At 54.8% G+C, this 21,385-nt stretch carries 22 protein-coding genes and 1 riboswitch; of the genes, 11 read left to right on the top strand and 11 right to left on the bottom strand.

What is annotated here, in order from left to right:
* Positions 1-6: 6 nt before the first annotated feature.
* A complete protein-coding gene (locus ABJG22_RS11780) occupies positions 7-1,167 on the bottom strand; it encodes a diguanylate cyclase (RefSeq protein ID WP_348020466.1) in 1,161 nt (386 codons plus the stop codon).
* Between the two features lie 171 nt (positions 1,168-1,338).
* Here ABJG22_RS11780 and ABJG22_RS11775 point away from each other — a divergent pair, with 171 nt between their 5' ends.
* On the top strand, positions 1,339-3,318 hold the full coding sequence (locus ABJG22_RS11775; RefSeq protein ID WP_348020465.1) for a lipoxygenase family protein: 1,980 nt from the start codon (positions 1,339-1,341) through the stop codon (positions 3,316-3,318).
* A gap of 20 nt (positions 3,319-3,338) precedes the next feature.
* On the opposite strand, the gene ABJG22_RS11770 is transcribed toward ABJG22_RS11775, so the two are convergent.
* Positions 3,339-4,634 (bottom strand): NADH:flavin oxidoreductase/NADH oxidase family protein, encoded by a 1,296-nt coding sequence (locus tag ABJG22_RS11770; protein WP_348020464.1) that lies wholly within the window; start codon positions 4,632-4,634, stop codon positions 3,339-3,341.
* A gap of 208 nt (positions 4,635-4,842) precedes the next feature.
* On the opposite strand from ABJG22_RS11770, the gene ABJG22_RS11765 reads away from it, so the two are divergent.
* The 3 genes from ABJG22_RS11765 (at position 4,843) to ABJG22_RS11755 (ending at position 7,545) form a co-directional block, all read left to right on the top strand.
* Positions 4,843-5,235, top strand: a complete 393-nt coding sequence (locus ABJG22_RS11765; RefSeq protein ID WP_348020463.1) for a hypothetical protein — start codon at positions 4,843-4,845, stop codon at positions 5,233-5,235.
* 89 nt (positions 5,236-5,324) lie between these two features.
* Positions 5,325-6,671 carry a metallopeptidase TldD-related protein gene (locus ABJG22_RS11760; protein WP_348020462.1) on the top strand — a complete coding sequence of 449 codons (1,347 nt, stop codon included), beginning with the start codon at positions 5,325-5,327 and terminating at the stop codon, positions 6,669-6,671.
* An 85-nt stretch (positions 6,672-6,756) separates the two neighbouring features.
* Positions 6,757-7,545, top strand: a complete 789-nt coding sequence (locus ABJG22_RS11755) for an inositol monophosphatase family protein (protein WP_348020461.1) — start codon at positions 6,757-6,759, stop codon at positions 7,543-7,545.
* A gap of 13 nt (positions 7,546-7,558) precedes the next feature.
* Here the strand turns inward: ABJG22_RS11755 and ABJG22_RS11750 are convergent, their stop codons facing one another.
* Genes ABJG22_RS11750 through crtY form a run of 3 tightly spaced genes read right to left on the bottom strand, consistent with a single transcriptional unit; the run spans position 7,559 to position 11,162 of the window.
* Positions 7,559-8,482: a phytoene/squalene synthase family protein gene (locus tag ABJG22_RS11750; RefSeq protein ID WP_348020460.1), complete on the bottom strand. Its 924-nt coding sequence runs from the start codon at positions 8,480-8,482 to the stop codon at positions 7,559-7,561.
* Positions 8,479-9,993 carry a phytoene desaturase gene (locus ABJG22_RS11745; RefSeq protein WP_348020459.1) on the bottom strand — a complete coding sequence of 505 codons (1,515 nt, stop codon included), beginning with the start codon at positions 9,991-9,993 and terminating at the stop codon, positions 8,479-8,481. Before ABJG22_RS11745 ends, ABJG22_RS11750 begins: the two co-directional genes overlap by 4 nt.
* Complete coding sequence (gene crtY, locus ABJG22_RS11740) at positions 9,990-11,162, bottom strand: lycopene beta-cyclase CrtY (protein ID WP_348020458.1); 1,173 nt, start codon at positions 11,160-11,162, stop codon at positions 9,990-9,992. The genes ABJG22_RS11745 and crtY overlap by 4 nt, the downstream gene beginning before the upstream one ends.
* Before the next feature lie 109 nt (positions 11,163-11,271).
* On the opposite strand from crtY, the gene ABJG22_RS11735 reads away from it, so the two are divergent.
* The 5 genes from ABJG22_RS11735 to ABJG22_RS11715 all read left to right on the top strand — a co-directional run bounded on the left by ABJG22_RS11735 (position 11,272) and on the right by ABJG22_RS11715 (position 16,482).
* Positions 11,272-12,036, top strand: a complete 765-nt coding sequence (locus ABJG22_RS11735) for a sterol desaturase family protein (protein ID WP_348020457.1) — start codon at positions 11,272-11,274, stop codon at positions 12,034-12,036.
* Entirely contained in the window at positions 11,984-12,451 is a 468-nt protein-coding gene (locus ABJG22_RS11730; protein WP_348020909.1) for a DUF2141 domain-containing protein, read from the top strand. Before ABJG22_RS11735 ends, ABJG22_RS11730 begins: the two co-directional genes overlap by 53 nt.
* A 77-nt stretch (positions 12,452-12,528) precedes the next feature.
* Positions 12,529-12,645: riboswitch (TPP riboswitch) on the top strand.
* A 46-nt stretch (positions 12,646-12,691) separates the two neighbouring features.
* Complete coding sequence (locus tag ABJG22_RS11725) at positions 12,692-13,096, top strand: hypothetical protein (protein WP_348020456.1); 405 nt, start codon at positions 12,692-12,694, stop codon at positions 13,094-13,096.
* Positions 13,097-13,117: 21 nt separating this feature from the next.
* On the top strand, positions 13,118-15,016 hold the full coding sequence (gene thiC / locus ABJG22_RS11720; protein ID WP_348020455.1) for a phosphomethylpyrimidine synthase ThiC: 1,899 nt from the start codon (positions 13,118-13,120) through the stop codon (positions 15,014-15,016).
* Between the two features lie 89 nt (positions 15,017-15,105).
* Positions 15,106-16,482, top strand: coding sequence for a DUF2235 domain-containing protein (locus tag ABJG22_RS11715; RefSeq protein ID WP_348020454.1), 1,377 nt, complete (start codon positions 15,106-15,108; stop codon positions 16,480-16,482).
* 366 nt (positions 16,483-16,848) lie between these two features.
* Here ABJG22_RS11715 and ABJG22_RS11710 read toward each other — a convergent pair whose 3' ends face one another.
* Together ABJG22_RS11710 and ABJG22_RS11705 are read right to left on the bottom strand one after the other, a co-directional pair.
* Complete coding sequence (locus ABJG22_RS11710; RefSeq protein WP_348020453.1) at positions 16,849-17,310, bottom strand: ImmA/IrrE family metallo-endopeptidase; 462 nt, start codon at positions 17,308-17,310, stop codon at positions 16,849-16,851.
* A 2-nt stretch (positions 17,311-17,312) separates the two neighbouring features.
* A complete protein-coding gene (locus ABJG22_RS11705; RefSeq protein ID WP_348020452.1) occupies positions 17,313-17,726 on the bottom strand; it encodes a hypothetical protein in 414 nt (137 codons plus the stop codon).
* Positions 17,727-17,916: 190 nt separating this feature from the next.
* Here ABJG22_RS11705 and ABJG22_RS11700 point away from each other — a divergent pair, with 190 nt between their 5' ends.
* Entirely contained in the window at positions 17,917-18,363 is a 447-nt protein-coding gene (locus ABJG22_RS11700; RefSeq protein ID WP_348020451.1) for a DUF4442 domain-containing protein, read from the top strand.
* A gap of 99 nt (positions 18,364-18,462) precedes the next feature.
* Here the strand turns inward: ABJG22_RS11700 and ABJG22_RS11695 are convergent, their stop codons facing one another.
* Complete coding sequence (locus ABJG22_RS11695) at positions 18,463-18,903, bottom strand: hypothetical protein (protein WP_348020450.1); 441 nt, start codon at positions 18,901-18,903, stop codon at positions 18,463-18,465.
* 75 nt (positions 18,904-18,978) lie between these two features.
* Here ABJG22_RS11695 and ABJG22_RS11690 point away from each other — a divergent pair, with 75 nt between their 5' ends.
* Positions 18,979-19,890: a 3-keto-5-aminohexanoate cleavage protein gene (locus tag ABJG22_RS11690; RefSeq protein ID WP_348020449.1), complete on the top strand. Its 912-nt coding sequence runs from the start codon at positions 18,979-18,981 to the stop codon at positions 19,888-19,890.
* Positions 19,891-19,895: 5 nt separating this feature from the next.
* Here the strand turns inward: ABJG22_RS11690 and ABJG22_RS11685 are convergent, their stop codons facing one another.
* From ABJG22_RS11685 to ABJG22_RS11675, 3 genes are read right to left on the bottom strand one after another with little or no spacing between them, the layout of a single operon-like run.
* On the bottom strand, positions 19,896-20,348 hold the full coding sequence (locus tag ABJG22_RS11685) for a carboxymuconolactone decarboxylase family protein (RefSeq protein WP_348020448.1): 453 nt from the start codon (positions 20,346-20,348) through the stop codon (positions 19,896-19,898).
* Positions 20,345-20,776, bottom strand: coding sequence for an ester cyclase (locus tag ABJG22_RS11680; RefSeq protein ID WP_348020447.1), 432 nt, complete (start codon positions 20,774-20,776; stop codon positions 20,345-20,347). Before ABJG22_RS11680 ends, ABJG22_RS11685 begins: the two co-directional genes overlap by 4 nt.
* A 12-nt stretch (positions 20,777-20,788) precedes the next feature.
* Positions 20,789-21,280: an Rrf2 family transcriptional regulator gene (locus ABJG22_RS11675; RefSeq protein ID WP_348020446.1), complete on the bottom strand. Its 492-nt coding sequence runs from the start codon at positions 21,278-21,280 to the stop codon at positions 20,789-20,791.
* Between the last annotated feature and the right edge of the window lie 105 nt (positions 21,281-21,385).

Genomic DNA, 21,385 nt, shown 5'->3' with positions numbered 1-21,385 from the left:
CTGCCGTTATGCGGTTTTGGACCGCAGTTCGCTTGGCTGTCTTGATTCCCGCGCTACTGCCTTGTCACTGCGGTTCTTGAGGGCATAAAGCTGGGTGTCTGCGGCGTCGAACAGGGCTTCTGCGGTTTTGCCATCAATCGGCCATGTAGCGGTACCGATGCTCGCCCCGACACGAATGACATGTTCAGAAATCATGCAGGGTGGAACCAGAGCAGCGAGCATATGATCCGCGCAGGCCGCGCTGGAAATGCTAGATTCTGGGGACAGTAGAATCGCAAATTCATCGCCGCCTATGCGGGCGACAATTCCGTTTTCCCCGCAGGCAGCCTGGAGGCGTTTGGCCACTTCGATCAGCAATTGATCGCCAACGGCATGGCCGAACTGGTCATTGACCGGTTTGAAATCGTCCAGATCAACCAAGGCCAAGGTGAAACGGTTTTCTTGATCTTTCGCCGCAATCTGCTGTTCGAGATGTTTCGCCAAAACCCTGCGATTGAACAGGCCGGTTAGGGGATCGGTATGCGCCAGTTCGCGCATTTCATTTTGCAGAACCAGCAGGTTGATAAACTCATCATTCTGCTTTGTGATCAATCGGAAGAGGAATGTTGTCACCATGATCAGGCTTGCCGCAGCAGACCAGCCAATGGGATCGCCCGAGAGCAGCATGATGATGGTGATCGGCGCTATACCGATTATGATGTTGAGAATTGCCGCCAGCCGGATTGTTGCCAGCGTATAGATGGTCGTCAAGGAACCCATGGCGAGCGTGAACGGATAGAATAGCCTTAGTTCGCTAGGCGCATTGACCCAGCTCAATACGCACCAGACACTGACAAGGACGCAGATGGTTGCCGAGAAAAAAGTGGCTTCGGCGATAAAGCTGCGCGCCAGATCGGGACTACCAGAAGCGTTGCGGTCCTTGATCAGCGAAATGTAACCAATCAGGCAACAGCTGCCCATGGCGAGCGGCATGCCATAGCGGATCCATGGATCGGCACCGACACTGGAAGCGTAGAGCACGAAGGGAATAGTCAGGAACATCGCCAGAAACAACGCACGCGATTGGCTTTGCAGACGGGTCGCGCTCAGAATCGCAAATTCATCCTGAACCGCTTCTGGAATCGGGGGAACGAGTCTCTGAACAAATTGGCGAATGGCTGACTGCATGACTAACGCGCTAGCAGTAAATCGTGAAAAGTGCGTTAAGTATAGATGCAGGATAACATCTCTTTACATATACGCAGAATCTGTAACCATTTATCTAGATTACGATTTTTACTCATAATTAACCATGTTGTTACAAAATGATACTGTCTGAAACCAGATTCAGGAGCAATCATGTCCTTCGAAAACGCAAAGTCGATCGTACCGCAACAAGATATGGCGGAGGAGTTGGTAAAACACGGAGCGCGCCATCCAAGCTTGCCACAAAATGACAGCCCAGAGCAGCGTACGAAACGCCGTGAACAAATTTCTGCCACCTGTACAAAATATCAATGGACCCGGGAGATACCGGCATTGCCCGGAGTGCCTTTGGCTACTGACGTGCCGTCTGATGACAAGCCTTCAATGGCATGGTGGTTCAAGGTGTTAAAGGTTAGTCTCGGTATTCTGAAGAATATCGAAGCAGTACTGCTCCATCCCATATTCTCGGGTTTCGACAAAGCGGCGCAACAGATCATCAAAGATGCGTTGGAAGATGCCAGCAAGGTACGAACGGAGGTGGATGCGCTGTTCGAAAAACATGCCAAAAATGGCGAATTGTCTATCCTTGAAAACAGCATTGAAGAGGCGGCACAGGCGACGGATCTCGAAGCGCTTGAAGCGCATGATATTGCCCTTCGTGATATTATTGCGGTGATTTTTGATGTTTTGAAAGCCGAAGAGGCTTCAGATGACCGATCGATAGAGGCCTATCGCGATCTGTTCCAAACCTATCCCGTTCCGGAAATCGGCTACACGTTTCAAAATGATGATGAATTTGCCCGACTGCGGGTTGCGGGGCCTAATCCGATGTTGCTTCGGGGCATTGATGAAATTCCAGAGAATTTCCCGGTGACGCCCGCGCAATATGCAGCAGCCATCAGCGGAGACACGCTAGCCGATGCATTGGCAGACGGCCGTATATATCTAAGCGATTACAAAGAATTAGAGGTTCTTTCTGCGGGTGTTTGGAAAGGTATAGCCAAATATGTCTATCAACCGATGGCTCTGTTCGCAGTGCCGCCGGGCGGAGCGTCGCTGAAGCCTGTCGCAATCCAATGCGGGCAGGATAGCAGCCAATATCCCATCATGACTCCATCGGCCGCGGCCTCGGAAAAATGGGGCTGGGAAATGGCAAAATTTGTCGTCCAGGTTTCTGATATCAACTATCATGAACTTTTCGTGCATCTCGCCGGCACGCATCTGGTCAGTGAGGCTATTGCCGTGGCAACCCGCCGTAATCTGGCCAATGTGCATCCACTCTGGTCCTTGCTCGTCCCGCATTTCGAGGGAACTTTGTTCATCAACAATATGGCGGCAAAAACGCTGATCAACAAAGGTGGTCCGATTGATGCATTTTTTGGTGGCACGATCACGTCCAGCCAATTGGCCGCAGTACAGGCGCGCCTGTCTTTTGACTTCTACAAGAAAATGACTCCGGTCGATTTCGCAGAGCGGAAGGTCGCTGATCCGAACAAACTGGCCGACTATCCTTATCGCGACGATGCCTTGCTGGTCTGGAATGCGATCCAGGACTGGGTCAAACAATATATCGATATCTATTATGCCGATGATGATGCGGTGACCGGTGATACCGAATTGGCGCAATGGGCATCATCCATTGCTTTGGAGGGGCATATCGATGGCTTTAAAGCGATCACGTCCCGCGCGCAGTTGGTCGAAGTCTGCACGATGATCATTTTTACGGCCAGTGCTCAGCATGCCGCCGTGAATTTTCCGCAGCGTTCGATCATGACCTTCATTCCGGCCTATTCCGGCGCAGGTTGGGAAGCGGCTCCGGCGGATCAAGGCGGTCACAGCAAGCAGGAATGGCTGGACTATATGCCGCCCATGTCATTGGCGCTGGAACAAATGTCCTCTCTGGTATTGCTGGGATCGGTCTATTATCGGCCGCTCGGCGACTATCGCACCAATCGCTTGCCGTATAGCAAGTGGTTCCGCGATCCAGCGATTACCGGCGATGAAGGGCCGTTGGTACGGTTTCAGGCTGGATTGAGGGCAGTCGAGGCGCGGATTGTCGCGCGCAACAGTCGGCGGATGCATCCTTATAGCTATTTGCAGCCCAGCCTTATCCCGACCAGCACCAATATCTAGAGGCGGCTAGCCGCTGGCGTTCATTCACTGGGGCTGCGCGCTGCCAATATACGTTTGTTGCGTTTCTCGACGGCTTGAAATGCCTTGAATACGCTGAGGCGCGGATCGGTTTTTCCGCTTTGGCCAAGGTTTTCCAGCTGTTCGTAGAACCAGTAGATGACGGCAAAACTGGCGACGGCCTTGACCATCTGTACCCGCATGAGGAAGCCGAGCCAGTCGGGAATGAGGCGCAATTCATCCTCATAGCGTGGTAGTGCTTCCAATCCTTCCAGCAATTGTTTGGGGGCATCGGTCATCACGCACATCGGACGGCCCAATCCGATCAGATCGGCGGCACCACTGGAGAGCGCGGATTCCATAGCCGCTCGGGTCCGGAAACCGCCGGTCACCATCAGTGGAACCTTGACCGCATCCTGCATTGCCTTGGCGAAATCGACGAAATAGGCTTCTCGTGCCTTGGTTGAAGGCGCAACATTCTGTTCCTCTTTCTCTTCCATCCCATCTGCGCCCATGAGCGCCGGCTGCTCATAAGTGCCGCCAGAAATTTCGACCAGATCGACGCTGGCTTCTTCGAGCCATTTGACCACCTGCAAACTGTCGTCGAAGTTAAACCCGCCTTTCTGGAAATCGGCGCTGTTGAGCTTCACCGAAATAGGGAAGTCGGGCCCGACCGCTGCCCGGACGGCCGCGACCGCCGCGAGCAGAAAGCGCGCCCGGTTCTCCAGGCTACCGCCATATTCGTCGGTGCGCTGGTTGGATCGTGGACTGAGGAAGCTGCTGAGCAGATAGCCATGAGCGGCATGGATTTGCGCGCCGGTAAAACCCGCAGCCTGACACGTTTTTGCCGCTAGCGCAAAACGGCCGATGAGCTCTTCAATCTCTTCTCCGGTCAAGGCGACGGGTTCACCAAATTGTCCGCCGGGCAGGCCAAGTTTGACAGCGGATGGGGCTTTGGGATGTTTGTTGACATTGCTTTGTGTTTGCCGACCTGCATGGCTGATCTGCGCCCAGAAATGATTGCCATTGCGCGTGGCAGCTTGGGCCATGCGTTTTAACATTGTCATCATCGCGTCATCAGCCGGGCGATCGATCACCACATTTCCGGGTCGTTCGAGATGGTCACGGTCAATCTGAATATTGCCACTCAACAACATTCCGGTTCCGCCGTCGGACCAGAGGCCATATAGCAGTTCTAGCTCCGGAGTGGGAATGCCATCGGGCGTTGCCATGCCTTCGGTCATCGCGGCCTTGGAAAGCCGGTTCGGCAGCACCGCGCCGCAGGGCAATGTCAGCGGATCAGAAAGGGCAATGGTCATGCGGGCAGGCTCCAAAAATAAATTGCGAATGGAAACTGATTCTGTCGCATTCGGTAATTTTTGGCAAGCGGAACTATGTTTTTGCGATATAAAATACCGGAAAACTAGCGATTTGGCTTTTACGATAAATCGGTTATAGTGTCTGCGTTGATCGTACGGGGCAAACTTACGACGATCGACGGAGATGATATTCTGAGGGGAATAGACTATGGTCGCAGCAGCGTCTCGCAAAACGATTAGCAAACATCACGCACGTCAGGATATGCGGAACAGCGGCATCCGCTGGGACAAGAAAATGAGCAACAATTGTGCAGCGGCCTTGTTGGTCTACACAATGGCTCAGATTTTCTTCGTGCTCAGCTTTATCGAAACCAAGGGCATGTCGATCGCTCCCTATTTTGGTTTGATATTGTTGGTAGCTGTTATCATCCCATTCTGCCGCAAGTTTGAAAAGCGTTGGTCTGACATGAGCAGCGCTGGCCTGTCCGAACAAAGTCTCGCTGCAAAATTTCGATCTGACCAGGTAATCCTCTGGAGCTTGGCTATCGGCCTGCCTATTGTTTATATCGCGCTGATCAAAGCCGTTGCGACGGTGCTTTAAAAAGTCGTTTCCAGAAACACGACTATCGTTTCCTCACCATTTAACAGCAGATCGTTGACCTTGCAGGGTGCCGCACCTATGTCCGGTTCATGCTAAAACCTTCCGAAGCGCAAGACCGCGCCGACGCCCTAATTTCCCAAGCCAAAAAAGCCGGAGCTGATGCTGCCGACGCCATTTATGTCTGCGATGCCGCGACACAGGTCCAAATCCGTCTCGGAAATCTGGAAGATGTCGAGCGATCGGAAGGCGAAGAAATTGGCCTTCGGGTGTTCGCTGGAAAGCGTTCTGCGACTGTTTCTTCATCCGATATGGACCCCGAGATACTATCATCGCTAGTAGGGCGTGCACTGGACATGGCCAGAGAAGCACCGGAAGACCAATATGCCGGTCTCGCGCCCGAAGAGCTGCTTTTGAAATCCGAACCGCACCCAATTGATGGCGATGACGGACAAGACCCAGAGCCGGAGATATTGCGTGAACTGGCACTAAAGGCAGAGGACAGCGCGCGGGCCGTAAAGGGCGTTACGAATAGCGAAGGTGGCGGAGCAAGCGCGGGGCGCAGCATCGTTGCACTCGCGACTAGCCATGGATTTTCCGGCGCTTATTCAACCAGTGGCTATAGTCTGTCGGCTAGCGTTATCGCAGGTGAAGGCGATGGCATGGAACGCGACTATGCCTATGACAGCGTGCGTTTTCTGGAAGATCTAGGAGCACCGGAAGACATTGGCCAGGAAGCTGGAGAACGGGCCGTTTCAAGGCTCAATCCGGTGGAATTTGACGCGGGCGCAATGCCGGTCGTTTACGATCCACGGGTAGGCAATAGTCTGCTGGGGCATTTTGTGGGCGCGATTGCCGGCAGCAGCATCGCGCGCAAAACCAGTTTCTTGCAAGATGCACTGGATACAGAAGTATTTGATAGCGCCTTGACCGTTATCGACTGCCCGCATCGCAAACGCGGTCTCCGTTCCAAGGCATTTGACGGGGAAGGACTGCCGACGGCGAAGGCCAAATTGATCGACAATGGTCGGCTGACTCAATGGCTCATGGAAAGCGCCTCAGCCCGTCAATTGGGGATGCAACCGACCGGACATGCCTCCCGCGGGGTTGGCGGATCACCCGGTGTCAGCGTGACCAATTTGCATATGTGCAACGGCGCGGTCAGCAAGGCGGATTTGATCAAAGATATCAAACATGGCGTCTATATCACCGAATTGATCGGCATGGGCGTCAATCCGGTGACCGGCGACTATAGCCGGGGCGCGGGCGGATTTTTGATCGTTGATGGAGAAATTGGTCCACCGATTTCGGAAATCACGATCGCGGGCAATTTGAAAGATATGTTCAAAAGCCTGATCGCGGCCGATGATCTGGAATATCGGTACAGCATCAATGTGCCAACCTTGCGCACGGACAGTATGACGGTCGCGGGTGGCTGACCAAATCCGTTAGTGGTGCGCCCGTCGAACCGTACCTATTAGGCGAACGCTTCTCTCGACAGGCTCTGGATTAACGGAGAAACTCTTGGCTGATATCGATTTTGACCGTGTGATTGCAATTGCTGAAGAGGGCGGGGCACTCGCCATGCGCGATTGGCAGCTGGGCCGGAAGGCCGACAAGACGTGGGAAAAATCACCGGGCCAGATTGTCAGCGATGCAGATTTGGCGGTTGATCGGTTCCTGCGGAGCGAGCTTGAGAAACTGCTGCCCGAAGCGGGCTGGCTTTCGGAAGAAACCCATATTGATCACAGCGGCGCTGGTGATGAACTGACATGGGTGGTTGATCCGATCGACGGCACGAAGGATTTTGTGGCGGGTAAGACAGGCTGGTGCGTGTCGGTTGCATTAGTCCAAAATGAAGCGCCAATTTTCGGAATACTCGTTGCTCCTGCAATGGAAGAAGTCTGGGCCGCAAAAGCGGGCAACCATGCCACCGTTAACGGTAGAGCCTTGGTCGCCAGTACGCGTCACGAATATGACGGTTGCCGCATACCTGCAGAAGAATTGCCACCCGAGCTTAACCTGACAGCCGTGACCAAGCCGAATAGTATCGCGCTACGCATGGCGATGGTCGCAGATGATCGGGCGGACGTCGTCGCCTCGACCCGCTGGGGCCATGAATGGGATATTGCCGCTGCTCATGTGATTGCTGCCGAAGCGGGTGCCAGTGTCACCAGCGCGATGGGCGAACGGCTGGTCTATAATGGCACGCACGGCAAAGCGCTTGGCGTGATATGTTGTTCGCAAAATCTATATGAAGTCGCCGTTCGCCGTATCAGTGGATATGTCACCGAAAACGGGGCCAGCGAATAAACGGCTAAGCCGTTTAAGCGCGTTTTCTTGTCCATAGACCTTGGCGATCACGTCGAGCCAGATTGAATATAGCTTGTCCAAAGGCCTTCAATATCCAGCCGAGTTTTTTGCTCTTGCTGGTATATATGCGCTGTTCAAGCGAGGCTCCGTCACTCTTTTTAATGGCCCGGGCGATATCACCATAGATTCCCGCTGCCGCCAGAACCGCCCAGCGGGACCGGAATGGCAGGTTGGATGCCCCAACACGAGCTGAAGCCTCATAATCTCCTGCTAAATCGCAAAGCCGGTCGATCAGCAGCACAAGTGCCTCCCGGCGTTCCGGGGCCATGATGTTGTCGGGATCGATCCGCATCTCCGCCAGCCATGTTTTGGGCAAATAACATCGGCCCGCTTCTGCATCTTCGGTCACGTCGCGGGCAATATTTGCCAGTTGAAATGCTAAGCCCAGATCACAGGCGCGGTCGAGAACTTCTTGATTGCGCGCAGAAATGCCCATCACGACTGCCATCATACAGCCGACCGTGCCCGCCACATGATAGCAATATTGCAGCAGATCATTCTCGGTTTCCGGTCGCCATCCTTTGGCATCCAGTGAAAAGCCATCGATCATGTCATTGGCGAGTGAAATTGGAATGTCGCATTCCTGTGCGACGACGCCAAAAGCATCAAATGGCGGATTGCCGGTTTTCTCTCCACCATGGGCGCGGGCTGTCATCATCCGCATAGCCGCAATGACCTTCTCCGGATTTTGAACCCGCGACATCTCTTGTCCATGGTCCTGCCCATCGGCCAGATCGTCGCAGGCCCGGCACCAGCTATAGAGCAACCATGCCCGCTCCCGCGTCTGCCGGGAGAATAGCTTTGAGGCCCGCGCAAAGGACTTTGATCCGCGCTCGATACTGGTTCTGGCGTGTAGGACGAGGTTCGTACGGTTCATTCAGGCTGTCCGAGATCTTCCAGCATCAGTTCGGCCGTCGCTTTCGCGCTCCCTACGACACCGGGAATTCCCGCACCCGGATGGGTGCCTGCACCGACAAAATAGAGATTGTCGATCACATCATCGCGATTATGGACCCGGAACCAGGCGCTTTGCGTCAGCAAGGGTTCCAGGCTGAACGCGCTGCCGAGATGGGCGTTGAGGTCGCTGCCGAAATCCTGAGGCGTATAATGAAAACTTGTGACAATCCGGTCATGAATATCGGGGATCAGGCGATGACCGATTTCATCGAGAATACGCTTCTCGTAGATCGGTCCCATTTCTTCCCAGTCGATCGGCAGTTTCCCCTGATGTGGTACCGGTGCCAGCACGTAGAATGTGCTGTGGCCTTCCGGTGCCATTTCCGGGTCGGTGATCGTAGGATGGTGCAGATAGAGAGAGAAGTCATTCGGTAGCACGCCATTGTCGTAGATATCCTCCAGCAGTCCTTTGTAGCGCGGGCCAAAGAGGATCATATGGTGCGGGATGCCGGGCCAACTGCCTTTGACGCCAAAATGTACGACGAAAAGTGACGGTGAATATTTCTTGTTCATCAGCTTGCCCGTGACGGTTTCGCTGCGATGTTTGTGGCCAAGAAGATCGCGGTAGCTGTGCATGATATCTGCGTTGGAGGCGACCGCATCAAAATGTTCGCTCCAGCCGGATTTGCAGGTGATACCCGACGCGCGATCGCCAGTTGTATCGATTTTTGTGACCGGATCATCAAGCCGGATGACACCGCCAATCCGCTCGAAATGTTTGACCATCGCAGCGACCAGCATATTGGTCCCTCCCTTGGCAAACCAGACCCCGCCCAGTCTTTCCAGCTTATGGATCAAACCGTAAATTGCGCTGGTTTTCATCGGATTGCCGCCGACCAGTAGCGATTGAAAGGACAGGAATTCGCGCAGCTTCTCATTTTTAACAAAGCCGGAAACCTTGGCATAGACAGAGCGATAGGCTTCGAATTTCATCAGGGCAGGGGCCGCCTTGATCATCGATTTGAAATCGAGAAACGCCTTGGTGCCGAGCTTGACATAGCCTTCTTCATATAGGCCGCCGCTATATTCTAGGAACTTCTTATAACCCTCGACATCGTCAGGTTCGATGGCCGCTATGTTGGCATAAAGCTCTTCGGGATCATTCACATAATCGAAATTGGTGCCGTCCGGCCAGTTGAGCCGGTAGAAAGGCGACACCGGCATCAACTCGATATCTTTCGCCATATCATGGCCGGTGAGATCCCATAGTTGGGAGAGACAATCGGGGTCGGTGATGACGGTCGGGCCGCCATCGAAGATAAAGCCTTCTTTCTCCCAATAATAGGCCCGTCCACCGGGTTTGTCCCGGCTTTCCAATATCGTCGTCTGGACACCGGCAGATTGCAAGCGAATGGCGAGCGCCAGTCCGCCAAAGCCGGAACCGATTACGGCTGCTTTCTTGAACAGATTGGATTGGGTCACGCCTGTCATCGGTATCTCATCATGATCGATAGAGCCTTGCTAATCGGCACAGGCGGTTTGCCTGAAAGCATTGAAAATTTGTCCAATAGCGTCGTTTTTCCAGCATAGAAACGCTCTATCAGCTCTTCTGGTTTGGCATAGGTATGTTGCAGCGTGAGATAACGTTTTTCCGGTTTTGCGGCTTTGAATAGCATGGCACATAACATACGATAAAATTTGCCATCTTTCCAATGTTCGGTCGCCAGATTGCGTAACATCTTGTTAAGCGCGTCCTGCGTGATCTCCGGCATGTCGGTGATCATCATTGCGGTTTTGACGGCCATGGGCAGGGAATAGCTGGTAATTGGCTGGATCAGCGCGGCTCTTGCGCCGGCCCGTGCATCAACGCCCTTGTTGGCGTTCCAAAAAGCCTCGAAGTCACCGCCGTAAATGACGGGAAGTTGGCCGTCTTCCTCGCTCAATATCCTGTCGATGGCCCACCCCTTAGAGGCCACATATTTTGCAATCCGGTCGTGGGATGCCGCGCGGTCGAGTGTGGCGCTGTCCGCATAATATGTGTCTTCGACGAAAAGCTCTGTTTCGCCAAACGGCAAGCAATAAAGAAACCGATATCCATCAATCTGCTCGACATTCGCGTCCATGATGATCGGGCGATCAAGTCCATGCGGCTTTTTGAGTTTGAGCATCTGGCCGCAGAATTTCTGCCAGCCTATTTCCAGCGCTGAAATATCGCCGCTCCCGCGAACATCCAGCACGGCTCCTGCTCGAACCTCCGTGCCATCTGCCAGTTGGACCAGACCATTTTCGACCTTCTTGGCTTTCTGTCCGGTTTGCAGTGCCTCTGCAGGCAGTTGCTGCCGCAATTCCCGGTCGAGATTTTTCGATTCAATCGAGCAATAGCCGTTGCTCAGTCGGCGGCTATATTGAGGGAAATGCACATCATAGCTATCCCATTGACGGGAGATGAGCGGATCGACCAGCCAGCGATGCTCTGGTTCGACATCGCTTTCGAAAAAGGACCAGATATGATTGCCGCCGAATTGCTCCTCGGCTTCGATCAGCAATAGCTTTAGCTCTGGGCGCTTTTTTGCCAGTGCCAGAGCAACCAGCCCACCCGCCAGTCCACCGCCAGCGATAGCCAGATCATACTGGTCTGAGGAACGAGCGTGCTTCGGCATTGCCTTGCCTTAGCCGAAGCTGGGGGCAGGGGAAAGCCTGTCCGAAAGCCCATAGTCCCTTCCTGCTTTAAGCCTTGCTCCTTGGCAATCGGCGGCATATTCCGTCGCCATGGACTATGCATTTGCGATCCTGCTCTCTGCTGTTGCGATGACGTTTATCGTTGGCGGCCGCTATCTGCTGAGCAGCGGCTTTTTTGCATGGCTCACCAACCGGCTGCGGCCGGGGCAATATGATCTGTTGAAGCCCCAGATTGGCCGCGAAATTCGGTGGTCGTTGCTTTCTGCGGCCATCTATGGGGTTCCTGCTGGTGTCGTCGCATGGGGCTGGCAGAATGCTGGCTGGACCCGGATTTACACCGATCCCAATATGTACTCATGGTGGTATTTACCGCTATCGTTTTTTCTCTATCTCTTGCTGCATGACACTTGGTTCTACTGGACTCACCGGCTGTTTCACCGGCCGCAATGGTTCAAGGTCGCGCACGCGGTCCACCATGACAGTCGTCCGCCGACCGCTTGGGCCGCGATGAGCTTTCATCCGGTTGAGGCAATCAGTGGCGCCATCGTCATTCCGGCTCTGGTCATCGCAATACCGATTCATGTCGGCATATTGGGGCTGGTATTGCTGCTGATGACGATTATGGGCGTGTCTAACCATATGGGGTGGGAAATGTTCCCGCGCTGGCTTGTTCGCGGACGATTGGGACAGTGGCTGATAACCGCGACCCACCACGAGAAGCATCATGAATTATATCGAGGAAATTATGGGTTATATTTTCGCTTTTGGGACAAGATCTGCGGCACGGATATCGGCCTTGCCAATGCTGGGCGCGGCTTCGGTGATGCTGCTCGGCGCAAGCGCGTCGGCGAGTGAAGCGCCGGCTCCGGCCGCACCAGTGCCCGTCGCAGCAGCGGTCTCGGCCTCCATTGATCTGGCGATCAGCGGCCTGCGTTCCGACAAGGGCGATGTGCTGGTTTGTCTAAGCGCCAATCCCAAATATTTCCCCGACTGCCGCAAGGACAAGAAAGCGCGCAAGTTGAAAATCTCCGCTGGTCAGGCCGCCGCCATACAGATTGCCGATGTGAAGCCGGGAACTTATGCGGTCGCGCTGATCCACGATGAAAATGCCAATGGCAAAATGGACTTGCGACTGTTTTTGCCGCGCGAAGGCTTTGGTTTCTCTCGCAACCCCAAGATCGGTGTGGGCCCGCCAAAATTTAAATCGGCGCAATTCACCATCGGCACCGATGATGCGCAATATTCGGTGAAGATGAAATATATATTGTGATTTCGCTGGCCGCTGATCTCGGCCCGCAAACTTCGCGTAAACTTCGCTGGACCTCACCTTCGCTTCGTCCTAAACTCCGGTCTTCCCCGGGGAGTCGTTTGACTGAGAGGGGCGCGTAACGTCGCCCGACCCGCAGAACCTGATCCGGCACCATTCATGGGCTTACCGGCGGAGGGAGGGAGCGGTCATTGGGTTGTCCCGAATACGCTCTTTCTCCATCAGGATAGAAGGAGAGACGCGATGGGCAGTGTAGGCGACATTACCGGTTGGATCACCCTTTTTATCGGCCTTTACGGCCTGGCCGCTGGCGTGGGCGAGTTTCGCAATCCCGGTTTCTGGACCAAGATGGTCAGTGAAGTCCAAGAAAGCAGCGCGCTGCAATTCATCACCGGCCTGGTCACCCTGATTCTTGGTGCGACCATCTATCTCGTCAATCCGTTCGATCCCGCCGACTGGCTGTCGATCCTGATCACTGTCATCGGCGGCTGGATAGTGGTCGAAGGCATGCTGATCCTCGCCTTTGGCAACTGGTTCATGGGCTTTGCCAGCCGCATAATGCCGAAAGGCGCGCGAATATGGGCTGTCCTTGCTATCATCGTCGGCCTTGCCGCATCCTTCGCCGGCTTGCTCCGGCTTCAAGTTTAACCTGCAAAGAAAGTAACATATATGGCTGATCTTCCAGCAAAAACCGAAATTGGCGTAACCACCGGCCCGATCAGTGGATCAAAGAAGGTCCATGTCGCGGCGCATAGCGGCAGCGGCATTCGGGTAGCGATGCGGGAAATTGCGTTGGAAGGCGGCGAACCGCCGGTGCGCGTCTATGACACCAGCGGCCCCTATACCGACCCCGAAGCGCTGATCGATATCAAAACCGGCCTGAACGAGTTGCGGTCCCCGTGGATCCGTGCGCGCGGTGATGTCGAGGAAGTCGACCAGCGCGAGATCAAGCCGGAAGACAATGGCCAGCTAGGCCCCGACCGCAGCGGCGGCGTCGACCCGTTCCCCAATGTGCGCCGCAAAGTGCTGCGCGCCAAGTCCGGCGCCAACGTCAGCCAGATGCACTATGCGCGTCAGGGGATCATCACGCCGGAAATGGAATATGTCGCCGAGCGCGAGAATCTCGGGCGCGAGCGGCTGAAAGAATATGTCCGCGATGGCGAAAGCTTTGGCGCGTCGGTTCCCGATTATGTCACGCCGGAATTTGTCCGCGACGAAATGGCCAGAGGCCGCGCAATCATTCCGAACAATATCAACCACCCGGAAAGCGAACCGATGGCGATCGGGCGCAACTTCCTGGTCAAGATCAACGCCAATATCGGCAACAGCGCGGTCGCGTCCGATGTCGCCAGCGAAGTCGACAAGATGGTCTGGTCGATCCGCTGGGGCGCCGACACGGTCATGGACCTCAGCACCGGCCGCAATATTCACGACACCCGCGAATGGATCATCCGCAACAGCCCCGTGCCGATTGGCACCGTGCCTATCTATCAGGCGCTGGAAAAAGTTGGCGGCGTGGCCGAAGACCTGACCTGGGATATTTTCCGCGATACTTTGATCGAGCAAGCCGAGCAGGGGGTCGATTATTTCACCATCCACGCTGGTGTCCGTCTGCCCTATGTGCCGATGGCGGCGAAACGCGTCACCGGCATCGTCTCGCGCGGCGGTTCGATCATGGCGAAATGGTGCCTCGCGCATCACAAGGAAAGCTTCCTCTACGAACATTTCGACGACATTACCGAGATCATGAAGGCCTATGACATCGCCTATAGCCTTGGCGACGGTCTGCGCCCCGGTTCGATTGCGGATGCCAATGACGAAGCGCAATTCTCCGAACTGTATACGCTCGGCGAACTGACCCACCGCGCGTGGAAGTCGGACGTGCAGGTGATGATCGAAGGCCCCGGCCATGTGCCGATGCACAAGATTAAAGAGAATATGGAAAAGCAGCTCGAAGTCTGCGGCGAGGCCCCGTTCTACACGCTCGGCCCCCTAACCACCGATATCGCGCCCGGCTATGACCATATCACCAGCGGCATCGGTGCGGCGCAAATCGGCTGGTATGGCTGCGCGATGCTTTGCTATGTCACGCCCAAGGAACATCTGGGCCTGCCCGACCGCGATGATGTGAAAGTCGGCGTTGTCACCTACAAGCTCGCGGCCCATGCCGCCGATCTGGCGAAAGGCCATCCCGCCGCACAGGTCCGCGATGATGCGCTGTCGAAAGCCCGCTTCGAGTTCCGCTGGCGCGATCAGTTCAACCTCAGCCTCGATCCCGATACGGCGATGGAATATCACGACCAGACCTTGCCGGCAGAAGGCGCGAAAACCGCGCATTTCTGCTCCATGTGTGGCCCGAAATTCTGCAGCATGAAGATCAGCCAGGAAGTCCGCGACTTCGCCAGCACGCAAAACCAGAGCGCCGAAGGCTTTCTGGCGAGCGAGAAACTGGGCGCGGATACCGCCGCGGCCAGCAAGGCCGCAGCGGAAGAAGGCATGCGCGAAATGGCGAAAGTCTATAAGGACAAGGGAGATCGCTTGTATTTGCCGGAAGATGAGGTGGGGTAGCGGCGGAGTGATTTGAAGCGGGAATAGTTTTTTCATTGCAATTTTACAGTATAGCGTATTAAGAATATTCGGAACAGAGGCCCGATGTTATGAAACGACTAGTATTCTGTTTCGATGGCACTACAAATAAGCTTGCTGCTGTGAATCCAACGAATGTTGTACTTATGGCGGAGAGCATATTACCTACTGCTCCAGATGGCACGCCTCAGCTGGTTCATTATGATGAGGGCGTTGGAACTGGAAAACTTGATCGAGTTCGGGGTACTTTGTTTGGCGTCGGCTTGGTTACAAATCTGAGAGAAGCCTATCGGTTTCTGATTTTTAATCACGAGCCAGCAGATGAAATCTTCATTTTTGGTTTTTCTAGAGGGGCTTTTACAGCCCGCTCGTTTGCAGGGTTTGTTCGCCATGTCGGAATTTTGGACGTTAATAGCGCTAAAGAAATCGATAGAGCTATTGAGCTTTATGAAGCAGCCATGGGTGCTGATGGCGATGATCATTTAGATGCGTTAGAATTTCGCGCCGAACATTCCTCAAAAGTTTGTGTCAGTGAATTTGATGAGGACTGGCGTTGTGAGAATGTGGACGATTTTGTTAAAGAACACTCGACAAAGTTAAACATTAAATATGTAGGTGTTTGGGATACTGTTGGTGCGTTGGGATGGCCGAATGTCCTTCCAGGGGCAAATTGGCTGAATCGTCGCAAAGGGTTCCATGATGTTCGTCTGACCAGTAAGGTTCACAGCGCGCGGCATGCACTGGCTATTGATGAAACTCGGAAATTGTTTCGGCCTACGATTTGGGGAAACGTCAATGAGTTAAACTCTGACAAAGGTATTTCCCCTTATGATGCAGAGGCACCATATCAGCAAAAATGGTTCCCAGGGGTGCACAGCGCCGTCGGGGGAGGCGGACCTATGAGAGGCCTATCGGATTCTGCGTTTTCGTGGATTTTAGTTGGAGCAAGACGGGCCGGTTTAGAAATAAATGTGGCGAAAAACTCTAGGGTGTTTGGCGTTGAGCCAGACTATCTTTCTCCGCTTCAAAACGATCCAGACCGCCCCTTTTATGAAAGGGGAGGAATTGGCTGGTTGAATAGAAAACTGCTTCATGCACCCCGACAAGGTCCGACGTTTATGAAAGATGTCAGTGCTTTCGCATTTCGGCGGTGGTCGCTTAAGGCTACCGATTTGCCGGAAGGTCTGGAATATAGGCCAAAACCCTTAGCTCGTTTAAGCGACGAGATTGAAAAAATGCTTTTAAAGCTTAACAAACTTCGTCAATGTGATCTTGAAACAAAGTCTGTGGACTTTCATTTGGTTGAGCCCGGAGAAGATCTGCCAACGATTGCACGTAAATACTTCGATGACCCGATCCGTGCAAACGAGATTTACGAATTGAACCGTGATCTCATTGATGATCCGAGAGAAATTCACCCAAATTGGAAACTTCGGTTGCCTTTATGAATTACGCAGACTGTGCGCCACCCAAATCTGAGCGGGCATCCGGATTAAGTGCATTGTCACGATAATTCCCAATACTATGGGAAATTCATCAATAAATATGTCTACGAACCAATTGAGAACGGTTATGTGAAGGCGGAACTCGACAAATTGAACGTCACTGATGAAGGAAAGCGCCGAGCACGATTCCATCAATGACTAACTGGTGAGGGTCGCACAATCCTCACGCGCCAGATCGGGAAGATAGAGGGTGTTATGGAAATGTGCAGTGATATTGAGCACTTCAAGAAAGTTGCCCGCCGTCAAAAAACCGTGACCGCCGCGCCCTATCTATTCGATGAAATGAACCGAATTATTGAATAGCCTCCCCTATCGGCCCAATCTAATCCGCATAGCCTCTTGTGAAACGCCAAATCTGTTAGCCAATCCTAGCGTGGTTTCTCCGGCAACATCCACCAGCCTGTGTTTAGGCATTAAAACGTTGGCAGCGAAGCTGTTTGCCTGCCGCTCATGAATTGGCCGGATATTCATATTTGGGCGGTCTGTTCCCTCTGTCCGATATGCACGATTATCGCCAACGCCCTCTCCAAGGAGATCGCGGTGGTAGATATAATGCCCTAGTTCGTGCGCCGCAGTGAAGCGTTGGCGCGTTTGCGCATGATTGGCATTAACTACGATCCGGTAATCGCCGTTCTCGCGTTCAATATAACCTGAAATATCATCGGGCAACGGCTTGTACTCAATGGGCAGGCCTATATCACAGATGATTTCGTTGATCGGCACGGGCGTCTTGTCCCAATGCCGTTTAATAACTTGCATGTGGTCTGTCATAACTATGCCTCCTTTCCGATATCATCTGCGGCCTTGGCGTCATCGCCTGGACCTAAAGTCGCGTCCAAGATAAAGTCTACTCTACTTCGGATTATTCCAGGAGCCTTTTTGGCTAACCAATCCTCTATATATACATCCGCGCAGTCTTTTGCTACTTTTTTTGCCTCTTCCTCCGCTTTGTAGGCCACAACCTTAGACCAAGCGAAGCCAGCAATGACTGCTATTATAGCAAGTATAATTGAACCGAACGTGAAGGCTGTAGACAACATTGCGAGAGAGTCCGCCGTGCTATTGACCGGCTCAGGAGGTATTTGAAACAATGGCTGACAAGAGCGTGTAGCCGATTCTACCATTTGCGCGCATACGTTTGCTGATACGGGTTCGGTTGGAACCATTGCTGGGTCTGGTATGGCCATAGGGATGGCTATCCGGTGAACACCCTGAGAGTCAATCTACTATCTGGCCAGTTGGAATTACGGTGACAGGTGCAACCGTCCCCATCCCCCTATCAAAAGCAAGCCTATAGCGCCCCAGATTGGCTGATAAACTCACCGCCAGAACCGCACGCCGTCCCGTCGTGACGGTGCACTACAGGGAGAGGTCATCATGAGCGAGCAAGGCGACAACAAACCCAAATTTCGTGTCGAATTTGTCGAGCGCACCGGACTCAAGCGGCTTGAAGAAAGCCATGGCTATGCGCATTTGTTGATGCCGTTGGCGGGGAATGAGAACCATGTCGGCGTGCTTTATATGGGCGCTTATACGGTGCTGGCGGAGGCAGTGGCGGCACTGCCGGGTATTTCGTTTCTTGACGCGGCGCTCCATTTTCCGATCCTGAAAGATATTTACGTCGATTTCCACAAGCCTGCCGACAGCGATGTCACCGCCGAATATCGCTTGTCAGAAGACGAGATCGCAAGCCTGCTCGCCGATCTGGAGCGCAAGGGCAGCGCTGGCTATGTCGCCGAATTCCCGATGCACGGCGCGGGCGGTATCCATGTCGCCACCGGGCGGGTGACGGTGAAGCTGCTCTCGCATGGCTGGAAAAAATAACGGCATTTGCTGGCGGGCACGGAAGCGGGGCCGGATGCTAATGCCCCTTACCAACGGCGCGGTGGCGATACCGTTCGTTTAGAGCCTATCGTGAGCCAATCATGTCGCGAGCGACTGGCTCTCCGGCGGCGCTTCCCGATTGGCCCAGACCAGCACCATCGTGGCCACCACCGACAATCCCCACAGGAATATCTTCAGATTCACCGTCATGAAATTGACGAACAGCGCCCCGTGGCTCAGCAGGTAGATGCCGATCAGCACCAGACCCCAATGCTTGCGCCACATCTGCCCGATCGCGCCGAGGCTGATGGTTATTCCCATGAACATGATGAAGCCAAAATAGGTGAGGGGGGTGAAGCCGACGAGATTATACTCCCGTTCGGCAATGAAGCGCTGCGTCTCGGCGAGCGCTTCGGTCGCTTCGCCACCAAAGGCCCACCAGCCCAGGGTTTGCCCGATCATCAGCAGGCTGACACCGATACGGATCAGGCCGGATGCGAGGAAGACGAGACAGATGGTGATGGCGAGTTTTCTTTTCATACTGTATTAATACAGCGATACGGTGGGACGTCAAGAGGGCTGGGGATGACGAGGGGCTTATGCTAGGAGATTGTCATGACTCAAATCTCCGATATTCCGCTCATCATCGAAGTCTCGCTCAACGGTTCCGTCAAAAAGGCGCAGAACCCACATGTGCCCTATAGCGATGACGAAATTGTCTCGCAGGCGGTGGCCTGTATGGAGGCGGGCGCGGCCCTCGTGCACAATCATACCGAGGCGCCGGTCTTTGGCGGCACCGGGGTGATGGACGCGGAAAATTACGCGCGGCCGTGGCGGAAATTGCTCAAACTACGCCCCGATGCCATTCTCACCCCGACCATGCCGGGGAAAGAGGGCGTGCCGGTCGAGGAGCGTTTCTCGCATATCGAGGCGATGGCGGACGAGGGCCTGATCGCGCAGGGTCTGTGCGATCCCGGCAGTTTCAATGTTGCGGTGCCCGGTCCTGACGGCGTCTTCGCTCCGACGCAGCTGATCTATCGCAACGACATGCACGATAGTCACTATTATGTCGAAGCATGCCGCCGGTTGAAGCTGGGGATGAGCATCTCGATTTTTGAACCCGGCTTTGTGAAGTTCATCATGGCGCTGCACCGCGCGGGCAAGCTGCCGCCGGGCGGGATTATGAAATTCTATTTCGGCACCGAGGATCAACCCTTTGGCCTGCCGCCGACCGCAAAAGCGCTCGATGCTTATCTCGAGATGATCGAGGGCAGTGGCCTGCCGTGGCTGGTGTCGAGCTTTGGCGCGGATTGTGTCGGCTGCGGTCTGGCCGAGGAAGCGATCCTGCGTGGCGGCCATGTGCAGGTCGGGATCGAACCCTATGGCGGTCCGCGTACGCCGCAGAATGTCGAACTGGTCGAAGAAGTGGTGGCGCTCGCCACGCGGCTGGGCCGACCCATCGCGACACCGGCGCAGGCAGCAGAAATCATGAACCTGCCGAGCTATCCGGTGCGCTACGCGGCGTAAGGGGGCTAGTCCCGCGCCGCCATGGCCTCGCTGGTGAGGGCGAGCCGGTTCCACGCGTTGATCTGGGCGATGGCATAGCTGAATAGCGCGGTTTCCCGCTCGCTAAAATGCAGCGCCATCGCTTGTTGTGCGGCCTTTAGGGATGCGTTGTCGTCCAGCTTCGTCATCGCGCTGGCCAGTCCGAGCAGTGCCCGATCGCCATCGTCGAGAGCGGCCGGTACGCGTCGCTCGGTCAGGTATTCGAGCAGGGCGGGGGGAACGCCGGCAGCCTCCGCCAGGGCGCTATGCATGGTGATACAAAAACTGCAGCGGTTGAGCACCGAGCACCAGAGCCGCACCAGCTCCAGCGACCGCAGCGATAGCCCCTCAGCCTCGCACAGCCGATCCACCGCGATCATCGCGTCGCGGCCCTCCGGCCAGAGCAGGAACAATGCGGGCGGTTTTGCTGGTGCGCTCATGCCGCGAGGGGAACGCTTGGCTGGCCAAGCTGCGCCATGATCATGTTCAGATCATAGAAAAACCGTTCGCCCGAAAGCAGGCCGTCCTTGAACCGGACATAGACGGTGAAGGGGAAGCGGACCGCGCGCCCGGTTGGCTCGATGCCCAGAAACGGGCCGATATGTTTGCCGATAAAATAGGCGTCGCCGATGACGAAATCATCGCGGACCCAGTGCAAGGCGCCACCGTCGGTCTGGATACCAAAGGCGCTCCACCACAGATCATAATGGCGCGCAGTTTCCTCGCGTCCGTTCAATATCAGGCCAATCGGCTGATCCTCAAACAGCGCATCGAGATGGATGGTGGCCAATGTGCCGGCCATGTCATGCTCGGCTTCCGCCTTCATGTGGCGCAGCAAACATTGTTGGTTGATCTCGCGGGTGGTCATATCAGGCCCTTTCTAATTTCTAAGATGTTCGACAAACCAGTCTTTGGTCTTTTGCTGGATCGCCGGTGCGGTGGTGTCGCCGGTTGTCTGGAGAAGGTCGGCGATGCTTACGTCCTCCAACGCGCGGCGCCAGGCGAGGGTGGCGGCGTCCATGGCCTGGGCAATCGCACAGCGGGGCGAATAATCGCCCTTGGCACCGGCGCAGGGGCCGTTGCGGCGAATTTCGTGGCAGTGGAAACTGGGCTCGACGCCTTCAATCGCGGCGGCGACCTGATAGACGCTGATCTCCGCCGGACGACGTGTCAGCTGGTAGCCGCCATAGCGCCCCGCAGATCCGGCAACCAATCCCGCTGCGCCGAGCTGCTGTAACACTTTTGCAAGCGTCGAGCGCCGCAATTCATGGAAGTCGGCCAGATCATGGGCCGCTAGCTCGCGCCCGGCCGGGGCAGCGGCCAGCAGCAGCATGATATGAAGGGCGGGTTCAAGAGAGCTGTTGGTTTTCATAAATACGAATGTATTATTCCTAATTGAAATTGTCAATGACCGACTTGCAAAAATCGGTGCGATCGCTTCGATCCGGTGCGCTACGCCGCGTAGGGCATTCGTACC

This window comes from Parasphingorhabdus sp. (assembly GCF_039939955.1).
GTDB lineage: Bacteria > Pseudomonadota > Alphaproteobacteria > Sphingomonadales > Sphingomonadaceae > Parasphingorhabdus.
The sequence above is the reverse complement of the archived record's forward strand: the minus strand, read 5'-3'. Positions and strand labels throughout refer to the sequence as shown.

Coding starts and splice junctions, on each gene's coding strand:
- ABJG22_RS11780 (WP_348020466.1), bottom strand. CDS start 1,167: ATGCAGTCAGCCATTCGCCAATTTGTTCAGAGACTCGTTCCCCCGATT.
- ABJG22_RS11775 (WP_348020465.1), top strand. CDS start 1,339: ATGTCCTTCGAAAACGCAAAGTCGATCGTACCGCAACAAGATATGGCG.
- ABJG22_RS11770 (WP_348020464.1), bottom strand. CDS start 4,634: ATGACCATTGCCCTTTCTGATCCGCTGACATTGCCCTGCGGCGCGGTG.
- ABJG22_RS11765 (WP_348020463.1), top strand. CDS start 4,843: ATGGTCGCAGCAGCGTCTCGCAAAACGATTAGCAAACATCACGCACGT.
- ABJG22_RS11760 (WP_348020462.1), top strand. CDS start 5,325: ATGCTAAAACCTTCCGAAGCGCAAGACCGCGCCGACGCCCTAATTTCC.
- ABJG22_RS11750 (WP_348020460.1), bottom strand. CDS start 8,482: ATGAACCGTACGAACCTCGTCCTACACGCCAGAACCAGTATCGAGCGC.
- ABJG22_RS11745 (WP_348020459.1), bottom strand. CDS start 9,993: ATGACAGGCGTGACCCAATCCAATCTGTTCAAGAAAGCAGCCGTAATC.
- crtY (WP_348020458.1), bottom strand. CDS start 11,162: ATGCCGAAGCACGCTCGTTCCTCAGACCAGTATGATCTGGCTATCGCT.
- ABJG22_RS11735 (WP_348020457.1), top strand. CDS start 11,272: ATGGACTATGCATTTGCGATCCTGCTCTCTGCTGTTGCGATGACGTTT.
- ABJG22_RS11730 (WP_348020909.1), top strand. CDS start 11,984: ATGCTGGGCGCGGCTTCGGTGATGCTGCTCGGCGCAAGCGCGTCGGCG.
- ABJG22_RS11725 (WP_348020456.1), top strand. CDS start 12,692: ATGGGCAGTGTAGGCGACATTACCGGTTGGATCACCCTTTTTATCGGC.
- thiC (WP_348020455.1), top strand. CDS start 13,118: ATGGCTGATCTTCCAGCAAAAACCGAAATTGGCGTAACCACCGGCCCG.
- ABJG22_RS11715 (WP_348020454.1), top strand. CDS start 15,106: ATGAAACGACTAGTATTCTGTTTCGATGGCACTACAAATAAGCTTGCT.
- ABJG22_RS11710 (WP_348020453.1), bottom strand. CDS start 17,310: ATGACAGACCACATGCAAGTTATTAAACGGCATTGGGACAAGACGCCC.
- ABJG22_RS11705 (WP_348020452.1), bottom strand. CDS start 17,726: ATGGCCATACCAGACCCAGCAATGGTTCCAACCGAACCCGTATCAGCA.
- ABJG22_RS11700 (WP_348020451.1), top strand. CDS start 17,917: ATGAGCGAGCAAGGCGACAACAAACCCAAATTTCGTGTCGAATTTGTC.
- ABJG22_RS11695 (WP_348020450.1), bottom strand. CDS start 18,903: ATGAAAAGAAAACTCGCCATCACCATCTGTCTCGTCTTCCTCGCATCC.
- ABJG22_RS11690 (WP_348020449.1), top strand. CDS start 18,979: ATGACTCAAATCTCCGATATTCCGCTCATCATCGAAGTCTCGCTCAAC.
- ABJG22_RS11685 (WP_348020448.1), bottom strand. CDS start 20,348: ATGAGCGCACCAGCAAAACCGCCCGCATTGTTCCTGCTCTGGCCGGAG.
- ABJG22_RS11680 (WP_348020447.1), bottom strand. CDS start 20,776: ATGACCACCCGCGAGATCAACCAACAATGTTTGCTGCGCCACATGAAG.
- ABJG22_RS11675 (WP_348020446.1), bottom strand. CDS start 21,280: ATGAAAACCAACAGCTCTCTTGAACCCGCCCTTCATATCATGCTGCTG.